This is a genomic window from Microbulbifer maximicatervae (SeqCode), from assembly GCF_052467815.1.
In genome coordinates this window covers 3367532-3381750 of record NZ_CP174326.1, presented here as the reverse complement: position 1 = coordinate 3381750, position 14219 = coordinate 3367532, and the positions used below count along the sequence as shown (strand labels likewise).

Sequence of the window (14219 nt, the reverse complement as noted above, 5' to 3'; positions counted from 1 at the left end):
ATACAATGTCCGAGTTCTTGCGAAAGTCACTGGAGATTTAATCCAACTCCCCTGCTTCACACTCCCTCCAATCACCAAAGATACCGTCATCAGCAGCCACCCAGGTTTCATAGGTGAAGCTCAATTCCGGAATTTCTTTAATATTGAAAGAGAAATGGAATCCCTCTGCTTTGTCATCAGTACGAATACAAGGCACAGCCGGCATCCAGGTTTTAAAGTTAAGAGACTCGCCTTTACTTATAACTTGCCCCTCTTCCAGTCCTTCAAACCAGGGAGCGAGGCTTTTCAAGTCACCATTGATATGCTGAACCTGTACATTTTCAATCGTGTAGTCGGAGTCAACGGCAGTCATTGACCACTGCAAGTATTCCTCTTCCGTCGCGGAGGTATCCCATTGCAAGTTAGACGGGGTAGCGTAAGTCGGAATATTCTCATAGGGCATCGGCAGCCAAAGGCTTTCATCCCAGGAGTTAATATTCCGCAGACGAACGCCCTTAGCATTGCTCATGGGCTCGACTTCTACAACAAAATCATATTTCGGCGCATTATCAATTAAGTCAGTAGCATAGTAGCGGAATACGTAAGTGCCCGCCTTGGAAAATACAGTGCCAGTCGTATTTTCACAGTCATCGCTATCAGGATAGCTCGTGTACTCACCATCTTCTGGAGCGCTATGCAGCTCTTCATAGGTGAATACTTCATCACCATCCGGGTCAACTACGACCGGGCGGTGCAACAGGGACATGCACGGTAGAATTTGGTAGAAATCTTCCCCGGTAGACAGACTACCCCAGTTGCGCGCCCAAACTACGGAGCGAATTTCTGGTACTGCATTGGAAATTTTAGCTAGACCGTCATCTTCAGAATACGTCTTTGCATATAAACCACGATCATCACTTACGATTAAACGCGCAGTATAGGAACCCGGCACATCGGTAATTACCTGCGCTCGGCGAAGCTCCTGACTCTCGGGCTCAATGACCGCCTCAATAACCGCATTACTACCATCCGGCTTATCTACCAGCTCCCAATGGAAAGTCATCGGATCATCATTGGGGTCACTACTGGAAGCATCAAAGATCAGCGGTTCTCCCACCAGAACAGACTTGGATTGGGCTTCGACACTTCGAGTGGAAGGGTAACCATTTACGTTACCAATCTTCGCTTCCATAGTCGCTTCCAAAGTCACCTTGTTGGCCCCATCAGAAACAGTCATGCTTACACGATAAGTGCCTACAACATCCAACTCTTGGATTTTTTTACCCATTGGCTTCCAGGAGCCAATGTCTTCCAATTCTGCAACGCTGCCGTCAGGTTTTTCGATTAGCTCAGCATCAATAATCTGCAGGGCATCGCCTTCCGGGTCATAGCCAACAAAATTGAACTCCGCACGAAGCCCCAGCTCCTGCTCTCCAATACTGTAGGATGGGTAATAACCTGTTGCTTCAATCTCACCGATTGGAGCCTCATTCACTTCCGCATCGGAATCGGCTTCCACTACGATAGTGACTTCACGCTCTTCACTTTTTCTAGCACCGTCAAAAACAAACAAAATCAAATTGTAAGTATCGGCAGCTATAGGTGTGAACTTAAGAGTAGAGGTTGTCTGACCTTTCAACTCAGGAATTGGTACGCCATCCGTTTCAACTGGACTGGAATCCCATTTCCAACGATATTGCAGCGAATTACCCTCAGGGTCATAACTCTCGCTAGCATCCAATACAACTTGCTCACCGAGAACAATGGTCTGCTCTTCTGTCACTGCAACGGGAGGTGCATCACCCGCCGAAACTGTCACCAGAACTTCTGCGGGCTCACTGGCAACGCCGTTGTATGTTACAACCAACTCAAGCCTGTACTCGCCTTCGATATCCAAATGCAATGTCGGCTTGCTTGAATCGCTATTTATCAGGTATGCGGCACTATCTAGAGGTTTTTCAACGAGGGTCCATAAATATTCCAGGTCCCCAGTTTCACCAGTCGGGGGCGTGCTCAGACTACCGTCAAGACCCAGAGTTTCCGTACCCAGAATAATGCTGTGTACAGGTTCAGTAATCGCTACGGGATATGGGCTGGTTGCAGTCAACGTCATACGAGCCGCTTCACTGGTTTCAGTACCGTCATCGACAATCAGGCTTACCACATAGTCCCCTGGAAGGTCTGCGGTAAATTCAGTGTAAGCATCATCTGCACTGGTAAGCTCAGCTAAACTAAGCTCAGGCCACTCAATCAGCTCCCACCGGTAAGTGAGATTCGCATCTCTTGGGCTGCTGCTATCAGTTCCATTCAGCTGAACAGTAACGTCACCATCTGCCAGAGAGAAAGTAGTATCCACAGGAGACAACAAACTGATACTAGCAGTGGGTTTTTTAACTGAACTTCCGCCCGATCCACCACCGCAGGCGGCGAGCGTGAGAGACAGAAATAGCATGCCCAATAGGGCAATTGCTCTTTTCATCTGTGGTGCTCCAAATAATTAATATTGATAAGTCAGGCTGAGTCTCGCAGTGCGCCCAGGTGCGGGAACAAGACCAAGACTCAAAGCATCGAGGTAATATTTATCGGCCACGTTATCGACGGTGAAATCCATCGAGAAACTGTCGTTAAATTGGTAGCTGGTATAAATATCCAGCACTTCATAGCTGTGCCATAAAACAGGCTCATTAAAGCTAGTGGGTGCGTTGTAACGAGGGATAGAATTCCGCTCACCAACAAAGGTGCCACGCACACCCAGCTCCAATTTTTTGCGGAACAAACGCAGACCAAAATGAGCACTGGCATGCCAGTTTGGCGGGATCATGTTATTGATATAACTTTCCGGGATGCCCCAATCTGTGCAGTAGTAGCGAACGTAACTGCCGACGTTACAGACTTCTATATGGCTGTACTTGGTACCGCTTAGCTCCAGCAACCACCAGTGAGCATCATAACCAAGGTTCAATTCCAAACCTTTTAAGTCGAGACTGTCGATATTACGCATGCGGAAGAAGTCGAGACCATCTTGGGACTCTTCCCAGGCATTGGGCTGGGTGCGAGTCAGATAATCATCAACATGGTTTTCGAAGTAAGCTACTTTTGCACGCAGCTGATGATTTGCTTCAAATAACTGACCATTTAGGTAGTTAATCCCAACTTCATTATTTTTAGCGTGCTCAGGGCTCAGTGGAATATCCAGCGCCGGGCTCACCGACCAACCGGAGGTATTTTCAAAAAGACTCGGCATACGCAATGCCTGTGCATGGCGGGCATAAAACTGTAAGCCCTTAATCGGCTCCCAGGTCAGGATCACCATTGGCGCAGTGCCAGAGTGATTATTTTTATAGTGAACCGGTAAACAGCCACCTTCTCCATCAGCAACACATGCAGGGTCGCTGGTACTTAGCGGGAGTGCATTGTTATCTTTTGAGGAGAAACGGGTATAGCGAAGCCCTGATTCAAGAGTCCACTCCGGCCATGGTTGCCACTCAATACTGGTAAATGCACTGTATTCATCGCGCCAACCACTGCGAGAACCGGAATAAAAACTATCGGTTGCCGGAGTGTCGGTATCCATATCTTCCCACTGAGCAGAAATACCGTAATCCCAGCGCAGCTCACCCATGGGGTAGAAGCGCATGCTGTTGGTTATATCCAAACCAAATCGCTGATAGTCATCGGTACGCGCAGTATTGTCTTCCAGCTCAACAGAACCCACATCAGGGGTATTCAAGTCGGTAACCGCATCGGTATGCCAGAAATTAATACGCAAATCTGCCCAGTCATATTCTACGGGTTGCCAGCGGTAACGAGCGGTATAAGTTTGGTTCAGTACCTCACTATCAAGCCACTGGCGCGCCTGCCCAAAAGAAACAATCTGGGAGGGCATCATTTCGCCATAAATGCTGTTATAGCGCAGGTAGCCCAGCTCCAGGCTCTGGTCCTTTGGCAGGTAGAGGCTGCTTTTTAATAGCCAGGAGTCACTAGAAAAATTGGTATTGGGGATTTGCTCGCCCGCGCGGAATGGAGATGCCCCTACAAGAGTGACCGGGGTTTCGGTATACCAGGCCAACTCTTGAGATTCGCCAACAATCACTTCCGGTGCGAGACCATCAGTACCCGCATAGTAATTGCCCTGCTCACGTTGAGCGTGGGCCACCACCAAATCACCCCACTCAAAACGCTGGGCGCCTGCAAAACTCGCCGCGTAACCTTCGAAATCCAACAAGCTGGGACTGTCCATACCGTAATCAGGCGCAAAGCTCTCCGGCATTGCATAGTCGTCTGTGCAATAGCTGGCAAAGCGACAATCGGAGCGATATGCATTTCGCGGCAGGTAATAGCCTGCGTAGGTACCGGGCTTTGGGGCTTCGCTATTGTTTCCAATACCACTGACACGAACACGGAAACCCGACAATTCGCCGGGTTTTACGACATCTTCCGCTCTCAGGGTATTTACACTGACAACGCCACCGGTAGCGCCTGTGCCCTCGGCACCCATTACTGGGCCTTTATCAATACGCAAGGACCCAATCAGATCTGGGTCAATATAACTGCGACTGGAAACCCCGGCATAACCGCGATAAATCGTTGTTTCCTGGCGACTGCCATCGATTAAGACAGGAACCCTACCCTGCCCTTGCATACCGCGAATATTGACATCCAGACCACCGGAATTGCGGTTTTCACTGATAAGTACACCGGGGGTGCCCTGAAAAATATCGCCAACACTGGTACCGCGAAAGCGCTCAATATTTTCCTGGGTGAGAATATTTACTGAACCGGACTCGCGAAATTCCTGGTCTTTTTCACCACCATCTCGAGTCTCAACCTGGATGCTGTCCAGTACCATCAGATCCTGCTCGCCAGCGGACTGGATCAGCCAGGCACCACTACCAACGGGAACCGCTTGCAGATTGGTACCGCGCAACAAGCTCAACAGAGCTTCTTCTGCACGATAGCTGCCAAATAGTGCTGGAACAGAAATAGTTTCCACCAGGTTTTCGTCGAAAGAGAGCGTTACCCCAGCCTGACGCGAGTAGAGGTTGAGCACATCCCCCAGATTGCCCGCAGGCAAACTGAATTCGATCAACGCTGTATTGCCCTGCTGGGCTTGCGCAAAACTCGATACGGGAACTACGGCCAACAACAGTGCCAACAAGGTGGGCAAAATATGTTTTGGGGCGCGGGACTGCATTTAAGCGGCTTCCTATTCTCAGGTGTATAACTAGGAAGCCGAACGAAAACCAAAAACCCGTAAACTAAATGAGAATTATTTTGTTTTTTTGCTTCGGAGGGAAAACTAGCAATCAAAAGCGTCATCAAAAATAAAAAATGACACCTTCGGATAACTTTTTTGTGGTCATCTGGCAATAAGAGCAGGAATTAAAGGTTGCCCGTTCCGAAAAAACCGTCAGCCCGAACGCATAGGGGAAGGCAGGGAGCGATGCGACTTACTATCAGCCCGGCAATTGAACCGTTGCCCACCAGCGCGTGGTATAGCTCAGTTCAGCTCCCGCCGAACGCGCCAATATTTTTAGGATGGTGTCGATATCGTGAAGCTGGAAAACCCCGGAAACCTGATGATCCCTTAATGCCGGATCACAGCGTAAAAAACCAACACGATAGCGAGACAACTCTTCAAGCAGTGCTCCTAATGGCATGCTCCGAGCTGAAAGCACCCCGTCAATCCATCCGCTGTAATCAAACATCTTGCTGTCCAGAGCGAGCGAACCGGCTCCAGTAAGGCGATAAGCCTCACCCGCTTTAACTGCAAAGGGCTCTATATCCGCACTCGGCTGAACCTGCACCCCACCTTCCACAACCTGCAAAATCGTGTGGTCATCGCCATTGCGCACAAAAAAGCGCGAGTCACGGGAAATCAGCTGCCCCTGAGGCACCGATACCTGCATTGGCCTCGGGTCAGCGGCACTGGTCAAGTGCATTTCACCTTTAGTCAGCACAAGGGAACGGATTGCTGTGCCCGACTCCCACTCAATGGCACTACCGGTGTTTAGCCAGACTTGGCTCTTATCATCCAGAGTATATTGGGCCGGCTTAGAACCAGAGGAATAGTCAGCAGACATATACTTCAGCAAACCGGTGTCATATCCCACCAGGCCAACGGCAAAAGCCCCAAGGACACCACCGCCCATGGTTTTAAGAGCAGCCCTGCGATTTAAACGGCGAATTTCTGCATCGGTTTGATTTAGGGTGGAATGGGCCAAACGCGGCGCTCGGCGAGCCACCGTATCTAGAGGCGACTCCATCCGCTCAAAACGCTGCCACGCCAGTTCATGCAGAGGGTCCGCCGAACGCCATTGACTGCAAGCATCGCGCTCTGAGTCAAGCGCCTCGCCGGAACCCAGGCGAACGCGCCAGCTAACGGCTTGCAACAGTACTGCTTCAGGAATTTTTTCTCTATTTTTTTCTGGGGCGTTTGACATCAGCAAGCAAGTTCCAAGTCCATAGAAAATTATTCGTTATCGTACGCAGCGGCATAGCACTTGAGCATGGCTTTTGCGATATATTTCTCTACTGAGGAAAGGCTCAGCCCCTGCTGCTCAGCCACCTGGCGGTATGTTAAGCCGTCTAGTCTCGCCATTAGAAATACCGTTTTCTCTATCGGGCGCAGACCACTGAGCAATTGATCAATTTGCTCCAAAAGCCCCAATAGCTCCCACTTATCTTCTGGGGAAGGACATTCCGGTTCCGGCAAATTTTCCAGCAGCGCTAAATAATTTTTCTCCAGCACTTGGCGACGGGCTTGGTCGATCAGTAGGTTCCCGGCCACTTTGGTTAACCAAGCCCTCGGGCTTCGAATCCCCGCAGGCAGGCTCGGCCTATCCAGCAGACGAATAAAAGTGTCCTGAGCTAAATCCTGGGCATTATCAACACCGGAAGTTCGGCGCGCTATCCAACGGACAAGCCACTCGTGGTGCTCTTGGTAAAGCTCATCAAATCCTGGGGTTGAAGGGGTTTCCGGGGCCAAAACTCAGACCTTGCGCTGTAATCTTTTGAGGGCGGGGACTGTAAATGATATCTATTCTCATTTAAAGTGGCTGAGCTGAGAATGTTATATCAATTTGGAATAACCCGGTGAATTTTTCAAAAAATATTGATCAACGGGATGGGTTAATTTGAATTTGGTCCGTCACCCATTACAAAGCCACCGGAATAACCGGGCGGTTATTGTTTAATTTGTTTTGGAAAAAACCCGTGAGCAATCCAGCAGAATGCCAATCCATTGAACCGAAAGAGCCCACCTTTTCCGCTTGGCTGAAAGAAGGCACTAATACGACCCACGAGAGTCTTGATAAACGCATTATGTCCCTGTCACCATTTTCCAATCGCGAGCGGTATGCACTGTTTGTTCGCACGCAATCGCGACTGCATCAAGCGGTGTCTGATTGGTTTCAAAGTGACGAATTAAATAATTTTTTGCCCGGCCTGAAAGAGAGAGACCGCTCTGAAGCAGTCCTCCAGGACTGTGCTGATTTCGAAATGCCCGAGAGCGATTTAAAAGCTGATCAACAAGCCGCAGCAGAAGTCACAATTACTGATTTCCACTCTGCACTGGGCTGGCTATACGTAGTTGAAGGCTCCAACTTAGGAGCGGCATTCCTTCTCAAGTACGCGCGCAAACATCTGGATTTATCAGAAGAGTTCGGCGCACGCCACTTGGCAGGACATGAAGACGGTCGCGGGTTACACTGGCGCCAATTCAAAACTGCGTTAGATGCTCTTGAACTCAACCAAGAGCAAAAAGAAGTAGCCCTCAATGGGGCCAAACAAGCCTTTGCTTTTGCACGACAAAATGTCGAACAATTATTAGCGCCCGCTACACCCTAATTTATTTTTCACCTGAAGCCAGGAGTCGGTAATGAAAATCTGGACTGTAATTTTATTGTGCCTGCTAGGCAGCACATTGGGCCCATTGCCGGCTTTAGCGCAGGAAAATAATTCCAACTCAAGCGAACAAAGCAATACAGAAATAGTTCTCGAGGGAGATGTGGAAACCTCCGTGGGGTTGCAAGAAAATCAAGACAACCCTACCTCGACTGCAACCTCCAACATTGGAGATACCGCTTTCAGCGCACACGATTTATCTCCCATGGGAATGTATCACGCCGCGGATATCGTCGTTAAAAGCGTAATGATCGGCCTACTGTTGGCCTCTGTTTTAACCTGGGCTATTTGGCTTTTTAAAACCGTGCAGCTGGTAATAACACGTCGCAAGGCCAAACAATTATTGGCAATCCTGATCCAAAGCAAGACGTTCGCCAATGCCGAATCGAAGCTTTCAGGCCAAACCGGCGGTGCCCTGTTATTGGTAGAAGCGAGTCGTCACGAACTCGACTTATCTTCTGGTGGCCCAGTGTCAGATGACGGCTTAAAAGAACGTGTTCTGGCTCGCCTGGAAAGAGTCCAAGCTTCTCTCGCTACCGACATGAACCGTGGCACCGGAATTCTGGCAACCATCGGTTCCGTCGCCCCCTTTGTCGGTCTATTCGGAACTGTTTGGGGCATCATGAACAGTTTCATCGGTATCGCAAAAACCCAAACCACAAACCTGGCCGTAGTGGCTCCAGGTATTGCCGAAGCCCTGCTGGCAACTGCGATCGGCCTGGTTGCTGCGATTCCGGCGGTAGTAATTTACAACTACTTTTCCCGGGCTATCGGCAACTATCGTGCGGTATTGGCCGATAATGTCACCGCCTTAATGGTACTGATTAGTCGGGACCTGGATCGCCATCATCCAAATGCGCGCCCGCTCGCCGAACTGGTTAGCGCGAACAAAAAGCGCGCGATACCGCAAGTTCAGGGCGTCAACTAATGGCATTCAATCTCAACAGCAGCAATAGCGAAGAACTGCCAGAACAGCACGATATCAATGTCACACCTTTTATCGATGTAATGTTGGTATTGCTAATTATTTTTATGGTTGCGGCTCCGTTGGCCACTGTAAGCGTGCCCGTCAATCTACCCTCGGCGACAGCTCCACAACAACCCCAGGCAGAAGATCCGAAATATCTCACCCTGCAAAAGGACCTCACCCTGACTCTCGGTGAGGACAAAGTTATTGTGCGGGAGAACTTAGCTGCTGAACTCCTGGCAAATGAAATTGGCACAGAACAGCAAATCCTGCTGCGTGCCGACAGCAAAGTGGAATATGGGGATTTGATGGACCTGATGAACCGCCTTGCCAGTGCCGGATACCAGAAAATCGCTCTGGTAGGTCTGGATAAACCGGCGACCGTAAACCAATGAGCCTCTTGGCCGGCCCGAAGGTAAAATCTGCGAAGCGTCCGCGATTTTTTCTATCGCTCAGCGCCTTTTGCTGCGCCCTAGCCCTTCACGGACTTATTGCCGCCTATTTTTTATGGCAGCCCAAATCCGAACTGGCGCTGCCCCCTGCTGCAGCACCACAGGTATTTGAAGTCAGTATGGTAGCCGCTCCAGTGGCACCACCCACGTCGCTACCGGTAGGTCCTCAACAACAGGAATCCTCTCCCGCAAACCAGCAGAGCAGCGAGCCACAAAAAACCTCTGCGCAGTCAGAGCCTGTTATTTTGCCAGAAGCCCCCTCGGAAATTGCCATTAAGAAGCCCGAAGAGGAGCCCCCCACGGAGGAAAAGGAAGAGACCCCTGAGCCAGTGGAAGAGAAGGAAATCGCACAGCAACAAGACTCCAGTGGAGAGGCTACTGGAGAAACTGTTGTTGAAGAAACATCAGCCCCTCTCGCGGCAGATGTAGCAGAAGCAGAGCAAGCTGCGGCACCGGAAGTGGGCGCCTTGAACCAGAGGGAATCACAAGCCAGATTAACCTGGCAGAACCAATTACAGGCTCATCTTGAGCGAAGAAAACGCTACCCCCGTAGCGCCCAAATACGGCGTCAACAGGGTATTCCCTGGGTACAATTCACGATGGACCGGCAAGGCAAGGTACTAAAGGTTGAGCTGCACCGAGCCAGTGGTATCTCGGCTCTCGACCGAGAAGTCGTGGCTTTGGTGCGCAGGGCAGAACCACTGCCTAGACCACCAGAAGAGGTACCCGGTGATCCTCTGACAATGGCCGTTCCGGTCGAATTTTTTATTCGTTAACCAAAATAAATTGCTTTCTCAGAACTGGGAGGCCTGGTTTCACATAAACCAGAAAGTCACCTCCCTGGACAGAGGAAATCATCCACATAATCCGTTACCCTGCACTAGCGACCTATCGGCCTGCTGACTCTATTGACTAGGTGCTGGGCAAACTGCTTATGAGCAAGCAGACCAAGCGGACAAATATTGTTACTTTTGATGCACAACTACTGCAATAAGCTAGAAGGTAGAGGTACCGAATGAAAGAATCCACTGAAGACAGCGTAATGTCCTACACCCCGCCGTTGGCAAAGGGCTGGATGCGCTGGCTGTGGGGCGCCGCTGCTTGCTTTTTTATCGCCCTTGGCATTATCGGAGCCATTCTTCCCGGCCTGCCGTCGGCTGTATTTATTGTCCTCGGTGCCTGGGCCGCATCACGCAGCTCCCAGCGCCTGCACCAATGGATCGAAGAACACCATCTCTTTGGGCATCTATTGCGGACTTGGCGCAGTGGTTATGTAAGCCGCAGAACCAAGTTACTGGCCAGCCTGACAATGGCTATATCCCTAGCTTTTGCCATCCTTCATATCAGTAATATTTACCTTCTTTGCTTTACCATTGGCGGCATCAGCTGCGGCGCCTACTGGATTTGGTCACGGCCGGAACCCAGGGAGTAGACAACGCTACTTTCTACCCCTATTTGGCAGCAGACACCCGTAGATTTTAGCGCTATAGTCCCCCAACAAGGATTTGTCTGGGGGACAGGATGTACAACGTAGTACTTTTTTTTCACCTTCTAGGTGCAACAATTTGGACCGGTGGGCATCTGATACTTGCCTGCACAATACTACCCAAAGTTTTACGGGATAAGGATGTAGCTTTTCTTTCCCGGTTTGAAAGCAGCTACGAAAAGATTGGCATCCCCGCCCTGCTCATTCAAATACTCTCCGGGCTATATCTCTCATATACCCTACTGCCTGACTTATCGCAGTGGTTCAACTTCTCCAATCCAATTTCTCGCCTGGTATCCTTCAAACTGATTCTTTTGGCATGCACTTTCTTACTGGCAATTGACGCAAGGCTGCGAATCATTCCAAATCTTTCTGAAAAAAATCTCACTGCACTGGTATACCATATTATCCCAGTTACAGTACTGTCCGTTCTCTTTGCTTTTGTTGGAATTTCATTTCGAACGGGATGGTTGTTTTAGATTGCGCCCCAGCGCACATACTGCTGAATCAGAAGGAGATGCCAAAAACGTCCCCACTGGCTTGCTTGATCGATATACTGAGCAAAAATGGGATATGACAGGAGTTCGGGGTTTGTCTATAGCTGAATACTATGAAGTGATTTTCGATACGCTGGAAAAAAACGAATCCATCCAAGACGGCCTTGAAAACCTTTCTTTTTGGGCTGATGGCCGAACCCCCAATTTGGCATGGCTAAAGCTGCCCACTATGCTAGGAACGGATGAACTTGACCTAGCCCAAACATGGTTCGATACAGAACTGGTAGCTGCTGGGGACTCGCTTTCTCCTTCAGTCCTATATTTCGAGCTGCGTGAATTCAGAGATAGTATCGGCCGGGAATTCCCGGATATCAGCTTAACACTACTTCCTCAACTATTTAAAAGCAGACGGGATTGGATATATTCGAATTCTGATTTGGGCTCGAGATATTTGAGAAATATTGCAGCCTTGTGTAAAGGAGCTAACAAGCCGAAACACCTAAATAGAGACGGATACATTGGTTTCAGCTTATGCTATACATCCCTCCTAGCACGAGAACTCTGCAAAAACGAACAACTTCTCCAATACAGTGAAGAAGCACCGATTAAAATTGTTGTTGGATTTTCTTCTGGAGACCTTCTTGAGATTATGCGTATATCTAACGGCCTGCTTTATTACGAACGTCGCTTTGCGCAGTTAGAGAGCCTGTAAATAATTAGCTATATCTCTGTGGACTTTGAAGACCCGCCCTAAAGGACACCCAGGTATAAGTATCCTAGCTTCCCTTAGCCTTAGAAAATTGGTACCACAAAGCAATCTGGCATAAACACACCAACTATCACAATAATTTTATACTGACCGAAAATAGCATCTATTGCTCAAGGAAAAAACTAATGGAACTAGCAATTTATCAAGTAGATGCCTTTGCCTCCGAGGTATTTGAAGGTAATCCTGCTGCTGTGTGCCCTCTTGATAACTGGCTTGCGGATGAGACACTGCAAAAGATAGCTGAGGAAAACAACCTCTCTGAAACCGCATTCTTTGTTAAAAATGAAGATTCCTTTTCTCTGAGGTGGTTTACTCCTGAGGCAGAAGTAGATTTATGTGGCCACGCCACACTCGCAGCTGCCCACGTTCTATTTACTCATTTAAGATACTCAGGCCAAACCATCCAGTTTGATACAAAAAGCGGCCCACTGTTAGTCCAGAGATCGGGAGCTGTCTATAGCATGGACTTTCCGGCTAGCATTCCGATATCCACAGAAGCACCAGACGCTCTTATTGATGGCCTCGGCATCACTCCGCGAGAAGTTCTGTGCGCATATGATTATATAGCTGTGTTAGGTAGCGAAACCGATCTAAAATCTGTAAATCCAAATTTTATAAAACTTTCCCAGCTGGATAAACGAGGAGTTATCATTACCGCTCCTGGAGCAAGTAACGATATTGATTTCGTTAGCCGATGCTTCTATCCAAAATTAAGGGTAAACGAAGATCCTGTGACAGGGTCAGCGCACTGTCAACTGGCACCATATTGGAGCCAACAATTTAAAAAGGATGTACTTTTAGCTAAGCAACTCTCCAAGCGGACTGGACTAATTCACTGCGAACTGCATAGTAACAGAGTCTCTCTTAAGGGAGGCGCTGTAGATTATCTTCACGGCAGTATTAAGATTTAATAGCTTGGAGAGTTAAATTTATATAAGGAGTCTCTAAATAAATCCGTGATGCTTCTGGCTCGCAGAGATATTACGGAATTGTTCAGAAGCTCCATAAGTCATCTTGCTACATATTCTCATTGAAAGCTCTTTGGCTTTGCTTAGTGGTAACCTTCCCCCCCCAAAAAAAACAGAAGAGCCACTATCCGAACCTCCAGTTACAACCTGACTCAACACCCTAGCCTTTTACTTATCTCAAAGTGAGAACTTAGAGCCTATAGATGTCTTCCTGACCCAGAATGTAGATCCAGGGCAATAGTTAAAGATTGCGCGCCCCTTGTAGTACATCAGTGAATCACCTAACCTTCAAACACGCCACCATTGACCGTAAATTGCACAGACAGTCTATTATTTGGACAAGGTCATATAGCTGTCAGGTAAGCGTCGCAGGAACATCGTAACCAATAAGGACTGCCCCCCTGAAAATGGAGCTCAATTTTCAGGGGACAGAAGTATGGAAATGAAAGTTAACTCAAAGAAAATTATTAAACTGAGAACAACTAGAGCTTGGAGTCAACAACAACTAGCCGATGTTGCATCATTAAGCCTTAGAACCATTCAACGGATAGAAAAAAGTGGAAATGCCTCTCAAGATTCAATTAAAGCAATATCTTCAGCATTTTCACTGGAGCCCATAGATATAATCCTTGAAGAAAACCCGAAAATATCGATGGCCAAGCAGGGCAGAAAATATCTCACCGCAATATTGGCCCTGGGTACGACTTTGCTCTTGTATACCTCCTTATCGTCAGCTTCTCCAATAATGCTTAAGGTAGATGCCAGCACCAGAAACGAGAACCTGGCCTCCGTCCGCCTCCTCAATAACAAAGGAGATGAAAGCGAAATCCAAATCGAAAACACACTTAGGTTCGAGGTATCTGCCGAGCAAGTTTCTGAAAACCAAATTCGATTACAGACGAAAATATATGAATTTGGGGCTTCTAGTGGTTATAAGCAGATAGCAAGCCCCATTCTGGTGACAGGGTTCAACCAAGCTGCAGAGGTAGAGCTTAAAACTTCAAACGGAACCCCGTTTAAAATCCAAATTACCCCTGAAATTTAGCCTGCCCAGCAAGGCTGGCACCTCATCAACGCTATCAGGAATATCTCCTAGGCCTACCTTGTTGTGGGTGGGCCTGAGAGGTATGCGGCGAGTGATATATATCCTAGCGAAAACTGCCTTCCTGAGCACACCTAGTAGTTATTGCAAATAA

12 protein-coding genes are annotated in these 14219 nt (G+C 48.5%); 8 read left to right on the top strand and 4 right to left on the bottom strand.

The window, feature by feature from the left end; genetic code table 11:
- Nucleotides 1-37 precede the first annotated feature (37 nt).
- From ACJJIW_RS14765 to ACJJIW_RS14750, 4 genes are all read right to left on the bottom strand, one after another.
- Complete coding sequence (locus tag ACJJIW_RS14765; protein ID WP_444935563.1) at nucleotides 38-2458, bottom strand: PKD domain-containing protein; 2421 nt, start codon at nucleotides 2456-2458, stop codon at nucleotides 38-40.
- Nucleotides 2459-2476: 18 nt separating this feature from the next.
- Nucleotides 2477-5173, bottom strand: a complete 2697-nt coding sequence (locus ACJJIW_RS14760) for a TonB-dependent receptor (protein ID WP_444894284.1) — start codon at nucleotides 5171-5173, stop codon at nucleotides 2477-2479.
- Between the two features lie 262 nt (nucleotides 5174-5435).
- A complete protein-coding gene (locus tag ACJJIW_RS14755; RefSeq protein ID WP_444935562.1) occupies nucleotides 5436-6422 on the bottom strand; it encodes a FecR domain-containing protein in 987 nt (328 codons plus the stop codon).
- 29 nt (nucleotides 6423-6451) lie between these two features.
- A complete protein-coding gene (locus tag ACJJIW_RS14750; RefSeq protein WP_282933363.1) occupies nucleotides 6452-6967 on the bottom strand; it encodes a sigma-70 family RNA polymerase sigma factor in 516 nt (171 codons plus the stop codon).
- Nucleotides 6968-7194: 227 nt separating this feature from the next.
- On the opposite strand from ACJJIW_RS14750, the gene ACJJIW_RS14745 reads away from it, so the two are divergent.
- The 8 genes from ACJJIW_RS14745 to ACJJIW_RS14710 all read left to right on the top strand — a co-directional run bounded on the left by ACJJIW_RS14745 (nucleotide 7195) and on the right by ACJJIW_RS14710 (nucleotide 14068).
- Nucleotides 7195-7827, top strand: a complete 633-nt coding sequence (locus ACJJIW_RS14745; protein WP_444935561.1) for a biliverdin-producing heme oxygenase — start codon at nucleotides 7195-7197, stop codon at nucleotides 7825-7827.
- Nucleotides 7828-7858: 31 nt separating this feature from the next.
- Nucleotides 7859-8812 carry a tonB-system energizer ExbB gene (gene exbB, locus ACJJIW_RS14740; protein ID WP_444935560.1) on the top strand — a complete coding sequence of 318 codons (954 nt, stop codon included), beginning with the start codon at nucleotides 7859-7861 and terminating at the stop codon, nucleotides 8810-8812.
- Nucleotides 8812-9246, top strand: a complete 435-nt coding sequence (locus tag ACJJIW_RS14735) for a biopolymer transporter ExbD (RefSeq protein WP_444894288.1) — start codon at nucleotides 8812-8814, stop codon at nucleotides 9244-9246. The genes exbB and ACJJIW_RS14735 overlap by 1 nt, the downstream gene beginning before the upstream one ends.
- A complete protein-coding gene (locus ACJJIW_RS14730) occupies nucleotides 9243-10079 on the top strand; it encodes an energy transducer TonB family protein (RefSeq protein ID WP_444935559.1) in 837 nt (278 codons plus the stop codon). The genes ACJJIW_RS14735 and ACJJIW_RS14730 overlap by 4 nt, the downstream gene beginning before the upstream one ends.
- 239 nt (nucleotides 10080-10318) lie before the next feature.
- The gene (locus tag ACJJIW_RS14725) at nucleotides 10319-10735 is read left to right on the top strand and encodes a YbaN family protein (RefSeq protein ID WP_108732723.1); all 417 of its coding nucleotides are present in this window, start codon (nucleotides 10319-10321) and stop codon (nucleotides 10733-10735) included.
- Nucleotides 10736-11269: 534 nt separating this feature from the next.
- On the top strand, nucleotides 11270-11998 hold the full coding sequence (locus ACJJIW_RS14720; protein WP_282933368.1) for a hypothetical protein: 729 nt from the start codon (nucleotides 11270-11272) through the stop codon (nucleotides 11996-11998).
- Nucleotides 11999-12180: 182 nt separating this feature from the next.
- A complete protein-coding gene (locus tag ACJJIW_RS14715; RefSeq protein WP_444935558.1) occupies nucleotides 12181-12966 on the top strand; it encodes a PhzF family protein in 786 nt (261 codons plus the stop codon).
- 493 nt (nucleotides 12967-13459) lie between these two features.
- Entirely contained in the window at nucleotides 13460-14068 is a 609-nt protein-coding gene (locus ACJJIW_RS14710; protein WP_444935557.1) for a helix-turn-helix transcriptional regulator, read from the top strand.
- Nucleotides 14069-14219: the final 151 nt, after the last annotated feature.